The 20,960-nt window shown below is 50.5% G+C and carries 7 protein-coding genes and 2 pseudogenes; 8 read left to right on the forward strand and 1 reads right to left on the reverse strand.

The window, feature by feature from the left end; all coding sequences use genetic code 11:
• The first annotated feature begins 14 nt into the window (after window positions 1-14).
• Window positions 15-4,121, forward strand: a complete 4,107-nt coding sequence (locus GC101_RS15885; RefSeq protein ID WP_171718025.1) for an NACHT domain-containing protein — start codon at window positions 15-17, stop codon at window positions 4,119-4,121.
• A 487-nt stretch (window positions 4,122-4,608) separates the two neighbouring features.
• Here GC101_RS15885 and GC101_RS36925 read toward each other — a convergent pair.
• Window positions 4,609-4,824, reverse strand: a pseudogene (locus GC101_RS36925) (DUF3221 domain-containing protein); the annotation flags it as partial.
• A gap of 343 nt (window positions 4,825-5,167) precedes the next feature.
• Between GC101_RS36925 and loaP the strand changes: the two are divergent.
• From loaP to GC101_RS36150, 7 genes and pseudogenes are all read left to right on the forward strand, one after another.
• A complete protein-coding gene (gene loaP / locus GC101_RS15895; RefSeq protein ID WP_171718026.1) occupies window positions 5,168-5,752 on the forward strand; it encodes an antiterminator LoaP in 585 nt (194 codons plus the stop codon).
• A 424-nt stretch (window positions 5,753-6,176) separates the two neighbouring features.
• Window positions 6,177-7,436 (forward strand): hydroxymethylglutaryl-CoA synthase family protein, encoded by a 1,260-nt coding sequence (locus GC101_RS15900; RefSeq protein ID WP_171718027.1) that lies wholly within the window; start codon window positions 6,177-6,179, stop codon window positions 7,434-7,436.
• Window positions 7,433-8,200, forward strand: a complete 768-nt coding sequence (locus tag GC101_RS15905; RefSeq protein ID WP_171718028.1) for an enoyl-CoA hydratase/isomerase — start codon at window positions 7,433-7,435, stop codon at window positions 8,198-8,200. Before GC101_RS15900 ends, GC101_RS15905 begins: the two co-directional genes overlap by 4 nt.
• Window positions 8,201-8,203: 3 nt before the next feature.
• Complete coding sequence (locus GC101_RS15910) at window positions 8,204-13,627, forward strand: AprA-related methyltransferase (RefSeq protein WP_171718029.1); 5,424 nt, start codon at window positions 8,204-8,206, stop codon at window positions 13,625-13,627.
• Window positions 13,628-13,646: 19 nt separating this feature from the next.
• A complete protein-coding gene (locus tag GC101_RS15915; protein ID WP_171718030.1) occupies window positions 13,647-14,909 on the forward strand; it encodes a hydroxymethylglutaryl-CoA synthase family protein in 1,263 nt (420 codons plus the stop codon).
• A 5-nt stretch (window positions 14,910-14,914) separates the two neighbouring features.
• Window positions 14,915-15,664 carry a polyketide synthase gene (locus tag GC101_RS15920; protein ID WP_171718083.1) on the forward strand — a complete coding sequence of 250 codons (750 nt, stop codon included), beginning with the start codon at window positions 14,915-14,917 and terminating at the stop codon, window positions 15,662-15,664.
• Window positions 15,665-15,854: 190 nt separating this feature from the next.
• Window positions 15,855-20,957: pseudogene (locus GC101_RS36150) on the forward strand (type I polyketide synthase); the annotation flags it as partial.
• Window positions 20,958-20,960: the final 3 nt, after the last annotated feature.

A 20,960-nucleotide genomic window follows, 5' to 3' on the forward strand; every position in this document is an offset into this window, starting at 1 on the left:
GAGGAAGTGATCTTATGTTTGAAGTGAAATGGGACAGATTTAATTTGAAAAATGCAGATAAAGAGGATGCTTTTGAAAGAATGAGTAGACATCTATTCATGCGAAAATTTAAAATTAATGGATATGATTTTTCTGCAAATTACAATCAAGCTGGTTTAGAAACGGAGCCTATTCAATTTGGGGAGAAACACTATGGTTTTCAATGTAAGTATTCTTCCAGTCACAACTCAGCATCTTTTTATAAGCAAGTATATGATTCTTTAATGAGTGCCTTCAATATTTATGAGGGAAGATTAGATGAAATATACATTTACACTAATTTAGATATTAAACCAGAATGTACGCAAGAAGAATTGTCCGATAAGAATATAAAAACTTATAAAGTCAAGCTTCAAAGAGAAGCTATTAAAAATAAAATAACTTTAAGATGGATAAAGAAAGAAAATTTTTCACACATACTTAATGAAATTGATAATCTTGATATATATCGTTTATATTTTTCTGAGCAAAATGAAATCGCCTTTATTGATTCAAGTATATCGATTGAAGAGAAGACCTTTTTGAAATCAAATGCATTTTTAGAATTATCAATTAATGGGATTGAACAAGAAAAAATAAAAAACGAGATTCTTAGTAATAAATTAAGTATTCTTTTAGGCCATGCAGGAACTGGTAAAACAGAAATTCTAAAGAAAATGTACATATACACTGCAGATAAATTTATGGAGAAACATTTGAATTCAAATAGTAATATAAAAGAGCCTCTACCTATTTTTGTAAAGTTACGAGAGTGTATACTAGGCGATTTGGAGTCTCTAATTAGGAACAGATTGAAAGATTTCTCTATTACTTATGGGGATACTGAGCAAGAATATTTATATTTCTTCGATGGACTAGATGAAGTTAATATATCTGATGTGGATAAGGTTTTATCGACAATAAAGATTTTAAATAAACAGGTAAATACACGTTCAATAATATTTTCCTCAAGGCTAAACTCACCTAACTTAACATTTTTGTATCGAGAAATGAATCTAAGAATTTATCAAATTGATGCATTAAAGCGAAATATTATAGATGAGTATTTTACTTCGAAAGCGGAAGAATCAAAACTGGGAAAATATGAGATGATTAAGGATGATATAAAGAATTTATTAATAGATATAGAAGATATCTTTTCTGTAAGTTTGCTTTGGAAATCAATTGAAAGCATCGATAATTCAACTACAAAAATCGAACTGATTTCCTTGACTTCTAGTCAATTGATTAAGAATTATAGGAAAATGGCGAACTTAAATTTACCTGAAGGCAAATTAGCGAGTATTGAAGAAATACTTCAAGACGTTTCGCTATTTTTACAAATAAACAACAGCCTTAATATTGGAATTGAAAATCTACAGAATATCATTAATTCCAAGTATACCAAATTAACATACATAGAAACTGATTTAGTCATTGCATCTCTATCGGAGATGTTTTTTGATACGTCACACGGGGGAAATCATCTAAATAGATATTCTTATAAGCATAGACGTTATCATGAGTACTTCTTATATAAAAAAATCAAGCAAGTATTTTACTCGGATCCGTTTATACTTAGAGAATTGGGGCTCTTACCGGATAAAGATTTCGTTCTAAACATTTTTTTACATCAAGAACTGAAAGAAAGTATGAACAATAGAGACATCATTAAAACTTTGTCCTTACGGTTTTTTGAAGCGTATCTAGGAAAAGATTACTGGAATGGCTATACCAATGCTTTAATCGGTCAACGAGTGGATTATGGGGTTGGTAGTGAAACCTATCTGCAGTCTGAAAAATTATTAGATTTTCTATCTACAAAAAATGAAAAAGAATTAGGTTCTTTATTAAATAATCAAGGGATTTCAATCAAGGGATTTCTTACACTAGATAATTATTGGGAGTTTGTGAAAAAATATTATATGCATCAAAGAGAAGATATTCGCCCTAGGTTACATCAAGAGTATAATTTGAATGCTGATTTTGAAAATAAGGCAGTAAGTAAAAATCCTTGTGCTTATTGGTACTGTAAATGTGTTATGGACAAAGTTTTATATGGGGATATATATAATAAGGTTATTTCGCCAATGAACTTAGATGGGCTTGATTCTGAGTTAGACTACATGTATTCATATAAGCGTAATAATGTGTCTTTAGTTGTAGGTTATTTCGAGATAGGTCTTGAATTATATGTAGATAAACTGGTGGAAATTATCCCAACACTGGGGACAGATCATCTAGAAGCACTATGTTTTACATTACTAAAAACAGAAAGCATTTATTATTTATTTGATGAAAATGAGTTGTATCAAAAACTAAGATATACCTTAAACAAGGCTATACAATTCTTTAAAAAGAAGCCTTATAAACTTAATACACAAGTAATATTTAATTTATTGACAAGAAGTATTGTGGAAAATGGGATTTTGATAGACCGATTTAACAAGGTAAACATAAATCATTACGGAACTTGGGATCAGAATATTGAGGCTAATAGTTACATTACCTTATTGTTGAATAAAGAAAAAGAATTATATTCCAGAGAATACACATTAGGTGTTGAGATTAGAAAGATTATTTATAATTATGAAACTACTAAATCCGAAGTACTAGAATTAATTATGGAAAGTATTAAAAAATATAATCTAATATATGACAATTGGTTTTCTTATAAAAATTCAAAATTAATTGGGGAGTTGATTGCTAGATTTGAATTCGAAGAAGGTCAAAGAAAAAAATTTATTAGAAATTTAATGAATTATGATAGCGTAATTTCTATAACAACAGTTTTGTATACTGTTTATTTAAAAAATAAGAATTTATTTAAAAGTATAACGAACAGCAAAATGTTAAGTGCTATTAGTAATGCAGAATCCAAAAAATTATCATATTATGATTATAATACTGAAAATTCTTACCTCTTTGCAACAATGATGTCTTGTTTCAATGTGGCTACAAGCGACAAACTTCTATTAACAGCACTCAATAACAGCATTTATAGACCAGCTTTTAGAAAAGATGATTTGGTATCTTATATATTACCAAGATGTGTTTTTTTGGCTTATCAAAACAATTGGTTTGATGAAAGTGATCTTGAAATATTCTTAAATGATATTTATGCAATGTTGAATATTATGAGTTCTACAACCGATCAAGGTGGAAGTTTAGATTACTTTAAATACGTTTTAAAACTATGTGTTCCTGATTCGCCAATACTTGATGATATTTATAATGTATCAGAGGTAGATGTATTCAGTAATAAAGTAACTGATCCCAATGCAAGGGTTTTACATGTTATGCCAAAAGGTGATTTTAAACAGTACTATAATTGTGAAGTTAAAGGTATTGATTACACGAAAATAGATACATGGAGAATACTTATAAATGCTGAGAAAGAAATGAATAGCGAACTGCCAGAGCTATTTCAGGCATTAAAGGAATCCCATTTCCCTGAGCCACATTACGGTAATCCAAATAAATATTATCACATTATTACATCCATAATATTGGATGATGTAAAGACTAAAGAACAGGCAACTAATTTTGTTTTAGAACAAGGTGGAAGAAACGGTTTAATGAACATGATTTCAACATTTTCAGTTATAGGAAATGATGAACTAGCGAGAAACTATATTGATCAGTTGTTTGCATTAACCAAAGCATTAGTATATCCAAATAAAAATTATTATTTTGACAATCAATATCAGGAAAATAAAATTAAAAAAGCAATTAATTTAGTTTACAAAAGTACTCAAAATGAATGGGTACGTAATGAGGATAAACAAGAGTTGATTTATCTAAAGAACCAAGATCTAAAAATTGTTTGGTTTGATACTGATAGAGACTACCCATTTGTTGATACTTGGGCAACCAGTCATCCAGATTCCAAGGCATATAGAGTTGATTACAACATTTTGCTTAATGGAATACTAATAGAAAGTTTTTCATTAGTTCATGTTGATGGTTATCGAGCTTTAATACCAATACCGAAAACTGGAACAAATATAATCCCCCGAAACAAGTATCGGATAAGCCTATTATTTAACGATGAAAAAAACTTGCATGGATATATTAAAAGATGTGGTTTAATTGTTGAATGATTTTTTTGAACTAGATTCCTAATCGTTCAATTCAAAAATGATGATTAAATATAAGGCTCAAATCGACCTATGTTGTTTGTATTTAGAATGATGCATAATATTCAATAATGATGTATAAACCATAAAAGTGCTTTTTCTCGTTTAAAATGAAACATTAAAGGTTTTCTGACTGGTCAGACTAATTTTTCTCATTTAAAATGAAACAGCATTCCTTATTATATAAGGGTTTTCTAACAAAAAATTCTCATTTAAAATGAAACATCACAACTCATTAAAATGAGTACTTTCGCAACGGATTCTGCCAAGTGCTTTAAATAGGAGAAATATTTAATGATTCCCGGTGAGGTAATTCCCTCACCCGGGATTTTTTGCGTGGAGCAGCTCTCTGGAAATACTAATAGTGGTTGTGGGTAGCTTTAGTTTCACATCAAAAAGCACCACTTCTTTTGGAAACGATGCTTGCACCTACTAGATTTTATTTATTGAATCAATTACTAATTTTAGTGATTTTTTTGGCAGTTACTTGTGCCGGATAAGAATCATCGCTCGCGGTATAGGTTATTTCAATTTCATCACCCTGTTTGAATCTAGAGGGTGAAACTTTATTTACCCAAATGACCTTAGTGTACTCATTGGAATTGAGAAGTTCTTTGTAACTCTTCTTCGAATCCTCTTCTTTTAAGCCGGAGACAACCAGGATTCTTTTATTTTCTGCATCTTAGGAATCTTGTTAAGGATAGTATTTTTAAAGATAGTATTTTTATGAACCATTGATTTCTCTTTTAATTTATGACATTTGATGAGGGATATATATTGGATTTCTGTTAACATCAGAATGTTCAGAAGCAAATGCTGCAAATAAATGAAGAATTAGAAATAGCGCAATGATTCTAGTAACTGATCGTTGAAGACTCCTAACCTTTGGTATATAATGAGTAAAATAGCAATTATATAATTTCTTTTCTAATATGTTGATTATAACAAGTTCGGGCATTCATTCACCGGAAGGTCCGCCTGTCTTTAATCTTTTACTATTGGGGGATATTATGAGCTGGTACGTATTATTCGTTCGAAATGGCTGCGAAGACCGTGTGAAGTCATCTCTGCAGCGGCTATTTACCGGAGAGTTGCTCCGCTGCGTCGTTCCCAAGAAGCAAATTTCGGAAAGAAGAGCCGGTCAATATGATTTAATTGAAAGACTGTTATTTCCGGGCTATGTGTTCATCCAGACTCAAATGAATTACTCTACCTATTATATCCTTCAGAAGAACCCCCATGTCTACCGGTTATTAAACTACTGCAGCCGCAAGGATCTTATCTATAAGCACCAAGCTATGAATAATTTGGAGAACTCTGAGGAGCAGTATTTTAGGCAAATACCGGAAGAGGAGATTAGTCCTATATTGGGGCTGCTCGATCATGACGATGTGGCGGAGAATTCTAGAGTGTATTTTGAGAACTCCCGTATGAACGTCGTGTCGGGCCCCTTAACTGGAAAAGAGGAGCTCGTCACCAAAGTTGACAAACGCAAAAGGCGCGCGAAGGTGAGTCTTCAGTTGTTGGGCGGCGGGAGAACGATCGATTTAGGAATTATCCTTTTGGAGCCGGAAACGAATCTTGTACAGGAATAACTTTAGCTCATGAAACCGGAAGCTGTATAACCGATGTTTCGGCACGTTATATGGCAACCGATGGATATAGGATAGAAATGGTAGTGCCTTCCGGAAGGAAGCATGAAAGGGCGAAGCTGTCGACATTATGAATTCCAAATTTCAATACATATATATAAAGACTAGACACACCTGTGTCCGGTCTTTTTATTTTGTCCGGGAAAGGGGAATGCGGCAGTATCGTTCCGGCAATGAACCCTAAGGGGGCCCTGGCAAAGGAAAGGAGGCGAGCAGCTCTGTCACCATAAGTATGATATGGAAGCGTAAGGCGTTACGGATGGGGCTCGTCATATGCGCTGCTGCCCGATCGGGCTCTAGCGGAATGAATACGGCTATATGTCTTAGCAGATAGGAAGAAACTTAAAGCAGAGAGGGCGAGAATAGAATGCCTGTCGGAATTGAAGCGTTGAATGTCTATGGAGGGTCCGCCTTTCTGGACGTGCTGCAGCTGGCCAAGCATCGCGGATTGGATACAACCCGGTTCGACAATTTGATGATGAAAGAAAAGGCTGTCGCGCTGCCGTTCGAAGATCCGGTCACCTTCGGCGTGAATGCGGCGAAGCCGCTAGTTGATGCGTTGCAGCCGGAAGAAAAGGATCGGATTGAGCTGCTTATCACCTGTACGGAATCAGGCATCGACTTCGGCAAGTCGATTAGCACCTATATACATCATTATTTGGGTCTGAACCGGAACTGCCGGTTATTCGAGATCAAGCAGGCCTGTTACTCAGGCATCGCGGGCCTGCAGACGGCCATCAGCTTCGTGCTGTCTCAAGCATCACCGGGTGCGAAGGCGCTCGTTGTCGCTACGGATATCTCCCGCTTCATGACTGTGGAGCCGGGGGAGGTGCTGACGGCTGATTGGTCGTTCGCCGAACCGAGCGCCGGGGCCGGCGCTGTTGCTGTGCTGGTCAGCTCCCGTCCGTATGTATTTCAGATCGACGTAGGGGCGAGCGGATATTACGGCTATGAAGTGATGGACAGCTGCCGCCCGGTTCCCGACAGCGAAGCCGGCGATGCCGACTTATCCTTGATGTCTTATCTGGACTGCTGCGAGCAGACATTCCGGGAGTACAAAAAAAGGGTGCCGGAAGCCGATTACAAGGAGACCTTTCAATATCTCGCTTTCCATACCCCTTTCGGGGGAATGGTGAAGGGTGCCCACCGGTCGATGATGCGGAAGCTGGCCCAGGCGAAGCCGCCTGAAATTGAAGCGGACTTCCAAAGGCGGGTTAGGCCCGGTATGGTGTACTGCCAGCGGGTTGGCAATATTATGGGCGCGACGGCACTGCTCTCGCTGGCGAGTACGATCGATCATGCAAGTCTGGATACGCCGGGCCGAATCGGCTGCTTCTCTTACGGCTCCGGCTGCTGCTCCGAATTTTTTAGCGGAGTTGCTTCAGCTAAGGGGCAGGAGCTTCAGCGCGGTTTCATGATCGGCCAACAGCTCGATGAGCGTTATCCGCTATCGATTGACGAATATGAATCGTTGTTCCAGCCTGCGAACGCGCTTCGATTCGGCACGCGCAATCTGAAGATTGATCCGGAAGTACTGCCCGGCGCACTGAAGTCTGTAAGCGGGAGTGCACGCCTCGTTCTGGAGGAAATCCGGGAATATCACCGGGAATACAGGTGGACCTCATGAACTATGACACGATTAAGGTCCGGGCTCAGGGGCAGGTCTGTTATCTTCAGCTGTACCGTCCGGAAGCCGGCAATACGATAAACGACCGGTTGGTCGAAGAATGCTCACACGCCCTGGCGCAATGTGAGGAAAGTGCGTCGGTCATTGTACTGGAAGGCATGGACGGTATTTTCTGCACGGGTGCTGACTTCAAGGGTATACATGCCAAGCTGACAGCGGGGGAGCCGCTGGACAATCGTCCGGAGCCTTTGTATGCCCTGTGGCAGAAGCTGGCGACAGGTCCATTCATTACGATTGCCCATGTCAGAGGCAAAGCGAACGCCGGAGGGGTAGGCTTCGCAGCCGCTTGCGATATCGTGCTGGCAGACGAGAAGGCGGAGTTCAGCTTGTCCGAGCTTCTGTTCGGGCTTTTTCCTGCTTGCGTATTACCGTTTCTCATTCGGCGGACGGGTTTTCAGAAGGCACATTATATGACCCTTACAACGAAGCCGATTCCGGTACAGGAAGCGCATGCGTGGGGGATTGTGGACGGGTACGGCCCGGACAGCGAAATGCTGCTCCGCAGGCATTTACTCCGGCTCAAGAAGCTGCCGAAACCCGCGATTGCGCATTACAAAACCTATATGAACGAGCTGCGCGCGATATTGACGACATCCAAACCGTTAGCTTTGGCGGCTAACGAGAAGATTTTCGCGGACCCCCGGAATCTGGAGAAGATTTACCGCTATGTGGAGAAGGGACAATTTCCTTGGGAGGACGAATAATCTATGCTGACGATATTGAACGATTATAGTAATGGCTATGTAGCCATTCCCGTCATTGCAGCATGCAGCAAGCAGGGACTTTTCGCGGAGCTGTCCTTGACGGACCCGGTTTCTTTTCAGGAGCTTTGCGGGAAACTGAACGCCAACAAGGGTTTTTTACGCATCGCGCTGAACATGCTTGAATCGATGCATTGGGTGGAGAGAAGCGAAGGGGATGCTTATATCCGCACGGCTTCGGCCGATGTTCATGAACAGATGCGGGAGGAAGGCGTGCCGCTGTTGTCTTTTCCGATGAAATCATATTTAAAAAGAAACCCATCCAAGCTCACACTGGAGCATTGGATCGAACGGTCGGAGCGGCAGTGGGATATGCAGAACCCGGTCATGGCCCGGTTTATGGACGGCTTGCTGGTGATTCCGCTCCTCCTGGCACTGAAAGAAAACGGCCAGCTAAGCTACGGGCAAGACGGAAGCAACACGCTGCTGCTGAAGAACATGGGGGCGCGCACCCGTAAGGAGATTAAGCGTTACTTTTCACATCACGGCTGGCTGGCGCAAGTTAAGGAAGAGGATTGCCTGACTGATACGGGCCGCTTTATGGTGGACCGTATTTTCATTACCGCGGCGATGGCCGCCTACCGGCCGATGCTCATGAGTATGGACGAGCTTCTGTTCGGGGATTCCAGGGCAGTCTTCGGACATGACGGGGAAGGGCATGAGCTGCATATCGACCGGACGTTGAATGTCGTGGGCAGCGGATTTCAGCATGAAAAATATTTCTCCGATATGGAGGAAATCGTCCTGGCGATATTCAACCGTGAGCCGCTCGCGGAGCAGCCGAAATATATCGCCGATATGGGATGTGGGGACGGCTCCCTGTTGAAGAAGATGCATGCCATCATCCGGGACAAAACGGTCCGGGGCCGGCATTTGCAGGAATATCCGCTTAAGCTGATCGGCATCGATTATAACGGGAAGGCGCTGGACGCGACAAGCCTGACCCTGCAGGGAACGGAGCATCTGGTGCTTAAGGGCAATATTGGCGATCCGGCCCAGGTGATCCGGGATTTGAGGGAGCTGGGGATCGGGGACCCGGAGCATATTCTGCATGTCCGTTCGTTTCTCGATCATGACCGCCCTTACCTGCCGCCGGCAGATCAGGTGTCGGCCGCTGCCCGCTCGCGGGTCCGTTTCGACCAGCCGTATACGGATTCGGAAGGGAATGAAATTCCGGGAACCGACGTGTTTCAAAGCCTGGTGGAGCATCTGGAACGCTGGGCATCCGTCATGGGTAAGGACGGTATAATCATCCTGGAGGTACACGGCCTGGAGACGCGGACAGTACGCGATTATATAAGTAAATGCGAAAGCTTGCATTTCGATGCTTACCACGCTTTCTCCCAGCAGCTTCTTGTAGGTGCAGAGCAGTTTCTAATGGCCGCATCCGAGGCGGGCTTGTTTCCGGATTCTAATTATTTCCGCAAATACCCAAAGACGATGCCCTTCGGCCGTATTACCTTGAACCGGTTCGAACGGAGAGACTATAGAATCCGGTATGCCCGTCTGGACGATATGCCGGCTCTAGAGGAGCTGGAGGAGGCATGCTGGGAGCCTGATCTTCGGACACCGCCCTCCTCCATCCGGAGCAGATGGGAGCAGGACCCGGCGGGTCAGCTTGTCCTTGAAGTGGATGGAAGAATAGCCGGAGCGGTGTACTCCCAGAGAATTGGAGCATCCGGGCAGCTGAGGCAGGCTTCCTTCGGCCGGTTGGAAGAGCTGCAAGAGGAGAATGGACCGGTAGTCCAGCTGCTTGGACTGAACATTCTGCCCGGGATGCAGCACCGGAATTTGGGGGACCAGCTGCTGGAATTTATGCTGCTGCGATGCAGCCTGATTAGCGGAGTGCATACCGTAGCAGGCATTACCCGGTGCAAGAATTACTCGCGGAATTCCGGGGTCCCGCTGGAGGATTATATCCGGCTGCGCAACGAGCATGGCAGCCCGGCGGACCCGAATTTAAGATTTCACGAATGGCATGGGGCGGAGATTAAGCAATTGATACCGGGCTACCGGCCGCTCGATACCGCGAACGAGGGCCAAGGCGTCTGGATCGAATACGATTTGCAGCACCGGCATCAGAAGCATAAGCATGCACCATCGCCTTCGCCTGAAGAAGTGAAAGCGTTACCCGCGGCGAAGATGCCGCTGCCGGCCAGAAATGTTCCATCCCGAAACGGCTTGATCCGCGACTACGTGACGAAGGTTATCGGTCTCGTTCTGGGGGGCGGTCAAGAATTCTCCATGGACCAGCCTTTGATGGAGATGGGACTGGATTCGGCGGATCTGCTGGAGCTGAACGAACGGATCAGCCACGAGTTTTCTGTCCGACTGGAGCCGGCCTTTTTCTTTCAATATAATACGCCGCAGCTCATCGTTGCTTACTTGGAGGAGCAGGCTGCCGCCCGGGAGCCGCAAACCGAAGAGGAGGTTGCCGCAGTGAAGCCCGTTGATGCTCCGGATTGCACGGATAGCGGGAACCTGCGTCAAGCTGCTGCCGGGAATGGTGAAGCGGCACCGGAGAACGGTATCGCTATCGTTGCCGCCGCCTGCCGGTTTCCCGGAGGCGTGTCCAATCTGGATGAACTGTGGGAGCTGCTGCAGGAAGGAAGAAACGCCGTCGGGCGTATGCCGGCCGGCAGATGGGAGTGGCCGGATTCCGTTGATACGGCTCAATCCCATAGGGGAATCGATAGGGGCGGTTTTTTGGATGATGTTTCGGGCTTCGATCCTTCGTTTTTCCGGATCTCCCCGAAGGAAGCCGAATGGATTGACCCGCAGCAGCGTCTGCTGCTTGAGCTTGCCTGGGAATGCTTCGAACACGCAGGTTATCCGGCCAAGGAGCTGGCCGGTAGCGATACGGGTGTGTTTATCGGGGCCAGCGGCTCTGATTATCAGCGGCTGCTGGATAAGCACGAGGTTTACTACGGTCCCGGCGCTTCTATGGCGGCCCTGCCGAACCGCCTTTCGTATTATTTTAATCTGCATGGTCCGAGTCTGTTGATCGATACGGCCTGCTCCAGCTCGCTTGTAGCCATACATGAGGCCGTACGTTCCATGACTGATGGAGAATGCGGGCAGGCGCTTGTGGGCGGCATCCATCTGATGTGCCACCCGGCCAACAGCATCACCTATTACCAGGCGGGGATGCTGTCGAAGGACGGCGCCTGCCGCACGTTCGATGCCGAAGCGAACGGATACGTGCGCGGGGAAGGAGCCGGCATGGTGCTGCTGAAGCCGCTTGATCAAGCGCTGCGGGATCAGGATACCATCCTTGCCGTTATCAAAGGCACGGCTGTTAACCATGGGGGCCAGGCCGGCGGACTTACGGTTCCGAATCCGGCCAAGCAGGCCGATCTGGTAGCCGCCGCTCTTCTTAAGGCTGGCTTTGCTCCCGAAACGGTCGGCTATATCGAAGCGCACGGAACGGGCACTTCGCTCGGTGATCCGGTGGAGATCGGCGGCTTGAAGGAGGCGTTCACCAGGCTGTCCGGCGGTAAAACGGAGGATTTCCCGCAGCCTTACTGCGGTTTAGGCTCGATTAAGACGAATATCGGACATCTAGAGGGAGCTGCGGGGATCGCCGGGCTGCTTAAGCTTGTGGTTAGCATGCGGAACCGGAGTATTCCGGCTTCACTGCATTTTCATGAGCTGAATCCGCATTGCTCGCTGGACCAGTCCCCCTTCTTCGTTGCCTCGGAGCAGCAGTCCTGGCCTTTGCCGGAAGGTCATCCGCTGCGCAGGGGAGGCGTCAGCAGCTTCGGGTCCGGAGGTACGAATGCCCATGTGCTGGTAGAAGAAGCGCCGGAGCGGAAGATTCTGTCCCCGCTGGACCGTTCACACGAACTGCTGTGCATATCCGCTAAATCGGAGCAAGCGTTACAGAACCGGGCGAGAGATTTACTGCTATGGCTCGAACGGAATGGAGAAGCGTACCGGATTGCCGAAGTATGCGCCGCATTGCTGAACGGCAGGGAGCATTTCGCAGGGGCACGGGCCGCCTTCGTCGTTCAAAGCCGGGAGGATATGAAGGATAAGCTCGAGGTGCTGCTTGAAGGACGCGATTCGGGCGGGTATTTCAGTGCCGGGCACCTTGGCGTGAATGGGAAATTCCGCCGTCAACCGCTCTTCGAAGAGCTGGGACAAGGCATTATCAGGGAAATAGAATCGGTACGGGGCGCGGCCCTGGAGAACGGCCTTCATGCGTTGGCGGAGCTGTACGCCGCAGGCTACGATCTCGATTGGCAGGCGATGTACACCGGCGTTCCTGTTCCCCGGATTGGACTGCCGACCTACCCGTTCCAGCGGGAGCGGTATTGGATTGGTGACAGAAGGGGCAAAGTGGCCTCGGATCAGAAGCCGAAAGCGCCGGACACTGCGCCGGTTGGGTACGAGTCCGGTTCATACCCGGTGGTCTCCGCTCCGGCCGCGACAAAGCCGCATGTAGAGCCGCAGACGGCTACACCGGCTGAAGCCCGCACGCAGGAAGTTTCGGAGCTGCGGGGGATAACAGCGTTGCGGCCCGTAACCGAATACGGGTCCAAGAGCACCGTACAAGCGGCAGACCGTTCCAGACCGTTCATCTCGCTCAAGCCTTCCTCCGAATTGCTGCCCCCTACCGCCGGAGCGTCCAGCGGCAGGGAGCCGCAGCGCAGGCGGGACCTGCGCGAAGCCGGTAACGAGCACGCGTTACAGGAAGAACTGGCACTTAGCTTGGCTGAGGCGCTCTACATGAAGCGCAGCGAGATCGACCCGGGCGGGAAGTTCGTTGATTTCGGGCTGGATTCCATTATCGGGGTTGAATGGATTCAGACCCTTAACAAACGGTATGGCACGAAAATTCCGGCAACGAAAGTGTATGAGTATCCGACATTACGGGATTTTTCCGGGTATTTGGTCCAGCTGATATCCCCGTCATCCGAGGGGCGTATTGCTGATCTGCCGAAGGAGGAAGCGGTCCTTCACCCGCCGGTGTCCGTTCTATCCGCAGGGCGGTCGGATCTGCGGAAGCAGCTGGCTGTAAGCTTGGCGGAAGCTTTGTATATGAAGCCTGAAGAGATTGATCCTTCCCGGAAATTTGTTGATTTGGGGCTGGATTCGGTCATCGGCGTGGAATGGATTCAGACAGTTAACCGCCTGTTCGGTACAGCAATAACGGCAACCCAAATCTACGCCTATCCGACGCTGCATGATTTTGCGGAATACGTACAGGAAACGCAGGCAGAAAAGGAAGGTCCGCCTAACGCGGGCATGGCTGAGGCCGAGCTGTCGGTCGACGAGATATTGGAAAAGGTATACGCGGGGACGCTGGACAGCGGCCAAGCCGGTCATTACTTGCAGCAGCTTCGCTATACGGAAGCTTCAAAATAAACGATGGGAGTGCGATACGATGGTCTCGGTTGGAATCGAAGCGATGAATGTGTACGGCGGGTCGGCCAGCCTGGATGTTCTCGAGCTGGCCAAATTCCGCAGCCTGGACACCTCCCGGTTCGAGAATTTGCTGGTGAAGGAAAAAACGGTGGCGATGCCCTATGAGGATGCCGTTACGTTCGGCGTCAACGCCGCCAAACCGCTCCTCGATGATATGACACCGGAGGAGATCGGGCGGATAGAACTGCTTGTGACTTGCACGGAATCGGGCATCGATTTCGGCAAATCGCTCAGCACCTACATCCATCATTATCTGGGTTTAAGCCGGAACTGCCGGCTATTCGAAATCAAACAGGCCTGTTATTCCGGTACAGCAGGATTCCAGATGGCCGTCAATTTCGTATTGTCGCAAACCTCGCCCGGAGCCAAGGCGCTGGTGATCGCGACAGACATCTCCCGGTTCTCGGCAGCTGACGCCGCCGAGGCTGAAGGGGCGGACTGGTCGTTCGCTGAACCGAGCGGTGGCTCGGGTGCAGCAGCGGTGCTGGTCGGCGAGAATCCGGCTGTATTCGAAGCCGATATCGGAGCGAACGGTTATTACGGATATGAAGTGATGGATACCTGCCGCCCTGTTCCGGATACGGAGGCGGGCGATGTGGATCTATCCTTGCTCTCCTACCTGGATTGCTGCCAGCAAACGTTCCAGGAATACAAAAAGCGGGTAATCGGCGCGGATTACCGGAGTACGTTCCAGTATCTGGCCAGCCATACGCCATTCGGCGGAATGGTCAAGGGTGCCCACCGCACCATGATGCGAAAGGAAGCAAAGGCGGGGCAAGCTGAAATCGAGGAGGATTTCTTCCGGCGTGTTATGCCGGGAATCAGTTATTGCCAGCGGGTAGGCAATATTATGGGTGCGACCCTGTTTCTGTCTCTCGCCGGCACCATCGACCAGGGCAGCTTCGAGACGCCGGGGCGAATCGGCTGTTTCTCTTACGGCTCGGGATGCTGCTCCGAGTTTTATAGCGGTGTCGTGACGGCGGAAGGCCAGAGGCGGCAGCGGCGTTTCGGCATCGAACGGGCGCTGGGCGAACGTTACCCGCTGTCAATGGCGGAATACGATGAGCTCTTGCGGGATACGCAGGCGATCAAATTCGGAACCCGTAATGCGAAGCCCCATTCACAGCTGATCCCGGAGGCTTGGCAGGCATTGCGGGGTAAAGGCCGGCTGGAGCTTGTGCAGGTCCGGGATTATCACCGTGAATACAGCTGGGGGGGCTGATGGCAATGTTCTCTTCGGTCGTTCGGCTGGATGAAGCGGAAGCAGGCATTTTCCAAATTACGATGGAGGACCGTGCTAACCGGAATATGTTCTCCGGAGAGCTGATCGCCGGGCTGCGGTCGGCCTTTGCGGAGATCGATGCCAATCCGGACGGCAAAGCGGTCATTCTGACCGGATACGATAGCTACTTCGCCTCCGGCGGTACCCGTGAGTCACTGCTAAGCCTTCATGAAGGCCGCGCCCGGTTCACCGATCTCGATGTGTACAGCCTGGCCTTAAATTGCAAAATCCCGGTGATATCCGCCATGCAGGGTCACGGAATTGGCGGCGGATTCGTGCTCGGGTTATTTTCAGATATAGTCATTCTTAGTTTGGAAAGCGTATACAATACGAATTTTATGAAATACGGCTTTACGCCCGGCTTCGGCTCCACGCTGATCGTACCCCGTAAGCTGGGCATGAGCCTGGCGCAGGAAATGCTCCTCAGCGCAGGCAGCTATCGGGGCGCGGAGCTGCAGAAAAGAGGTGTTCCGTTCCCTGTACTGCCAAGGAATGAAGTGCTGGAGCATGCGTACGGCGTAGCCAGACAGTTAGCGGAGAAACCAAGAATATCCTTAATAACGCTCAAAGACCATTTGACCGCGTCTCTGCGCAGGGAGCTTCCGGAAGTTGTGCAGCAGGAGCTTGACATGCACACCAAGACATTCTTTCAGGATGAAGTGCGGGACCGGATTATGAATTTGTTCGGGAATTGAATTTATGGCAAAAGAGGGAATGCCGATGAATGCGGAACAGATATTGCAGGCGCTGATGCGAAAGGAAATCCGGCCGGATGAAGCCAAGGCGCTTCTGGCATCCGGCAAAGGACAGACAGCCGCAGCCGAATCGTATACGAACATAGACGGGCGGCGGAATAAGCCTGCGGACCGGACGGTTGCCGGCCGGGAAGCCATCGCGATTGTCGGAATGTCCGGCAAATATCCGGAGGCTGACGATTTGCCGCAGTATTGGGACAATTTGTCGGCGGGAAGGAATTCCGTCAAGGAGATTCCCCCGTCACGCTGGAATACCGGCAACTACTACAATCCGCATCCTCAAAAAGGAAAAATATATGCCAAATGGCTGGGAATGCTCGAAGACTTTGCGGATTTCGATCCGCTCTTTTTTCATATATCGCCGACGGAAGCGGAATGGATGGATCCGCAGCACCGGTTGTTTTTGCAGGAAGGGTACAAGGCGTTTGAAGACGCCGGATATAGCCCGCAGCGGCTGGACGGCATGAAGTGCGGTCTATATCTCGGCATCATGAGCAGCGAATACGGGGCGCTATGCAGAGAGAGAGGAAAGGCGGACATGTCTTCCGGCTTTGGCTTTGCCCATACGACGGGAAGCAGCCACGCCATAGCGGCCGCCCGCTTGGCCTATTACCTGAATCTGAAGGGGCCGGCAATCCCGATTGATACGGCCTGCTCCTCCTCGCTTGTTGCTGTTCATTTGGCCTGCCAGGCGTTATTGAACCGGGAAACCGATATGGCACTGGCCGGCGGCGTGAGCTTATATTTGACCCCGGAAACGTACGTTTCGATGTGCGATGCGGGCATGCTCTCACCTGACGGGCAGTGCAAAGCCTTCGATAACAGTGCCAACGGGTTCGTACCCGGCGAAGGAGTCGGCGCCATCGTCCTGAAACGGCTGGGAGACGCAGAGGCGGACGGTGACTCCATTCATGGTGTCATTCTCGGATCGGGCATCAACCAGGACGGGAGAACGAACGGCATCACCGCGCCGAGCTTGAGCAGCCAGATGGAGCTTGTGCGGGATATCTATGAGAAATACGGCATTGATCCGGAGAGCATCGGTTATGTGGAGATGCACGGAACCGGCACCAAGCTGGGCGATCCGATCGAGCTTGAGGCAATATCGGCCGTATTTAAGGAACGAACGAACCGTAAAGGCTATTGCGCTATCGGCTCCGTGAAAAGCAATATTGGCCATACATCCGGGGCAGCCGGCATCGCCGGCATCCAGAAGGCCGTGCTGCTTATGCGTCATAAGAAGCTCGTCCCGACGCTGCACTACCGGGTACCGAATGAGCATTATTCCTGCGAAGATTCGCCGTTCTATGTGAATACGGAGACGAAGGACTGGGAGAGCCGCGAAGGAGCGCCGCGCCGCACTGCGGTCAGTTCGTTTGGCTTCAGCGGAACCAATGCCCATCTTGTCCTTGAGGAATATACCGACAAGAGACCTTCCGCCGGGACGGGCGTTCAGCCGTTGTTCGTGCTGTCGGCCAAAAGCGGTGAGCAGCTGGCGGACTACGCCCGAAGCCTGGCAATTGTGATCGCTACCCGGGAGCAGATCGATTTGGCCGATGTTGCCTATACGCTGCAGACTGGCCGTGATGCAATGGACGTACGGCTTGCTTTTCAGGCGGATTCCAGAAAAGCGGTTATTGATGCATTGAACAGTTACCTGTCTGCTGGCGGGGGAGACGGTGTGATTACAGGCCGCGCACTCACCGACCGGCGCCTGCTGGAGCAGGAGCTGACTCCCCTGATGAACCGCTGTATCTGGCAAAAGAAGGCGAAGCCGGCGCTTGAGCTGTGGGTGCAAGGGGCGGCGGCGGACTGGGACGCATGGTATGGGGACCGCAAGCCCCGGCGGATCAGCCTGCCGACGTATCCGTTCCTGAAGGAACGGTATTGGCTGCCGCCTGTACAAGGTGCCGGGGGCATCGCGGCGGCGGAACAGCACCGGCAGGAGGCGCAGCGTAATGGCGAAGACGCGCATGCCGGGCGCAGCCTGCGGATACTGCGGAAGGAATGGGAGCCTCGCCCTCTCCGTGCAGAGCCGGGCAGCAACCGCGGAACGGTCGCCATTCTGGCGTCGGAGGAGACGAAGCCGTTAGCGCTGCTGCTGTCGCATAAGCTTGCTCCGGCCCGGATCATCGGCCCCGAGCAGCTGCGCGGCGAGCTGGACAAGCCCGCACCGGAGCAAGCGGTCTATTCGGGTCTCATTGATTTAATCGGCTGCGGGAAGCAGCGGAGCGGTGAGGCGGAAGACTGGATAACCTGGCTTCAGCGGCTGGTCGAATTCGGGAGCCGGGACGGTCTGACGCTGATCGGCGTAACCCGGGGGTTGGAGGCGGAGAGTGGCCCGGCCAATCTGCCGGGTGCTGTGCGGGCCGGCTTGTACCGGATGCTGCAGAGCGAATACAGTCATCTTCGTTCACGGCATGTTGACTTCGGACCGGATTGCGGTGAGCCTATTATGGCGGAGACGATTGCCGCCGAGCTGCTGGCGGATAGTGAGGAGGCCGAGGTGCGCTACCTAAGCGGGACGCGGTACCGCGCCTGCTTGGGTGAGCTGACTATGGATAGCGGAGAAGTGACGCCCGACTCGTTTCCGGAAGGGCAAACGCTGTGGATTACCGGGGGTACCCGCGGCATAGGGGCGCTCTGCGCGAAGCACTTCGTCAACCGCCGGGGCGTTAGGCGGCTGGTGCTGACGGGGCGGGAAGCATTTCCGCCCCGGGCGCAGTGGGAGGCATACGAGGCGGATGCAGACAGCGCGATCGGGCGGAAAATCCGGGCCGTAAGAGAGCTCGAGGCACTGGGGGCCGAGGTGAAGGTGCTGTCCCTTGATCTGACCGATGAAGAGGCGGTGCGCCGCTGCTTCGATGAAGTCAGAGCCACCTGGGGCCGGATCGGCGGCGTGCTTCATTGCGCCGGGATCGTCGATCAGGAGACGCCGGCGTTTATCCGGAAATCAGGCAGCGGCATCCGGGAGGTGCTGGCTCCAAAAACAGCAGGGCTGGATGTATTGCTCCGCTGCATGAAAAGCGAGCCGCTGCAGTTCTTCATGCTGTTCTCGTCCGTGTCGTCCATTGTGCCGGCGCTTGCATCCGGACAGAGTGATTATGCAATGGCGAATGCTTATATGGATTACGCGGCACAGGCATGGCGCGGGGAAATCCCGGTTGTCAGCGTCCAGTGGCCCAATTGGAAGGAAACGGGCATAGGCGAAGTGAAGAGCCGGATTTATCAGCAAAGTGGTCTGCTGTCGCATACGAATGACGAAGGCTTAAGGCTGCTGGATCGTATTCTAGCCCGGGGCCTTGGACCGGTCGTGCTGCCGGCCGTCATCGATCCGCAGCGCTGGAAGCCGGAACAGCTGCTGCTGCGCAGCCTGGGGAGCGGGCAGGGGGAATCGCAGTCTCAGCCTGTGCGGCAGGGGACGGCCCATAATAACGGACAAGACGGGAGAGAAGGCCTTCTGTATTCCGTGTCGGCACTCTTGACCGGCATCTTTGCGAAGGAACTGAAGCTTGCACAGTCGCGGCTTGATCCCGATACGCCGTTCACCGAATACGGCGTCGATTCCATTATGCTTGCCCAGGTGCTGCGAACCGTACGGCAGTCGGCCGGCATTGATCTGGACCCGTCGGTACTATATGAATATCCGACTATCCGCCTGCTGTCGGAGTGGCTGGCGGATAAACACGGCGCATCGTTCTCCCTGGGGGCCGCAACGAATCCGGAAGAAGAAGCTTCGGATAAGGACAAGGGTATTCTCGGAGCGACGCAAAACGGCCGGGAGAAACAGCCGGTTCAACCGACTCCCGAACCAAAATCAGCCCCCGTTCCTGCCACGGCAGTGAGGACAGGAACGGGGCCGGCCGATATCGCGGTCATCGGCCTGTCCTGCCGGTTCCCGGGAGCGGAGACACCGGACGGCTACTGGCGGCTATTGTCAGAGGGAAGGTCGGCGATCCGAACGGTAACCCGGGATAACTGGACGGGTGGAGCAGCTGATTATGCAGGGCTGCTTGACTGTTCGCGCACGATGCCTGCCTCACATTTCCGCCTGTCGGAGGAAGACGCGAACGCGATGGACCCTCAAGCGCTGCTGCTGCTTGAGGAGAGCCTGAAGGCATGGCATCATGCAGGCTATGTGCCGGAGGAGATCAAGGAACGCAGCATCGGAGTCTATATCGGCGCGCGGAGCCGTCATGAGCCGGACGAAGCCAGCCTGCTGCAGGCCCGGAATCCGATTCTGGCGGTCGGAACGAACTATTTGGCGGCTAACATTTCGCAATATTTTGACCTTCGGGGTCCGAGTGTGGTCTTGGATACGGCCTGCTCGTCGGCGCTCGTCGGCTTGAACGTGGCGGTACAGGCACTGCTTGCCGGCGAGATCGAATGCGCGCTTGTCGGCGGTGTCAGTCTGCTCGTATCCGATAAATCGCACCGGCTGTTCCGGCAGCGCGGCATCCTGAGTCCTGAGCCGCAATTCCATATCTTCGACGGGAAAGCGAGTGGCGTGGTGCTGTCGGAAGGAGCAGGAATCGTACTGCTTAAGCCTGTAGCGCAAGCGCTGATAGACGGAGACCGGATTTATGCGGTCATTAAGGGAGTTGCCGTGAACAATGACGGACGGACAGCGGGACCGGCTGCGCCGAATTATACGGCGCAGACAGAAGTGATGCGCCAGGCACTGGTCCGGAGCGGCAAGCAGCCGGAGGAGATCGGCTACATTGAAGCGAACGGATCAGGATCGGAGGTGAACGATCTGCTGGAGCTGAAGGCGACCCAAGCCGTGTACCGCAAGGCAGGCGGACCGCCTCTTTGCATCGGGTCTGCCAAGCCCAATATTGGACATCCGCTGTGTGCAGAAGGCATCGCCGGCTTGATTAAGCTTGTCTTGATGCTGGACCGCCGGGGGTATGTTCCGTTCCTGTCCGGCCATACGCCGATGAAGCATTTCGATATCGGCGCTTCGCCTTTTTATTTCAGCAGGGAGCATCAGGAGTGGGCGGGTCCCCGTGCCGCAGCGCTGAACTGTTTTGCGGACGGAGGCACGAACGCGCATATCATCCTCGAAGGCTGGGAGGAGCTTCGCGGGCTGGATGCGCTCCGCCGTCCGCTGCCGCTGCCGGCTATGGAGCCGGATGGAGGGCCGGGCGGTATCACCGGGCTTGAGGGGACTGACGATTCGCAGCCGGGTGAAGCGGAGAGCGAACCGATCATCTGGGAATCGTACGCCTAAAGG

The sequence above is a fragment of the Paenibacillus phytohabitans genome (assembly GCF_013141775.1).
In the GTDB taxonomy this organism is placed as follows: domain Bacteria; phylum Bacillota; class Bacilli; order Paenibacillales; family Paenibacillaceae; genus Paenibacillus_AQ; species Paenibacillus_AQ phytohabitans.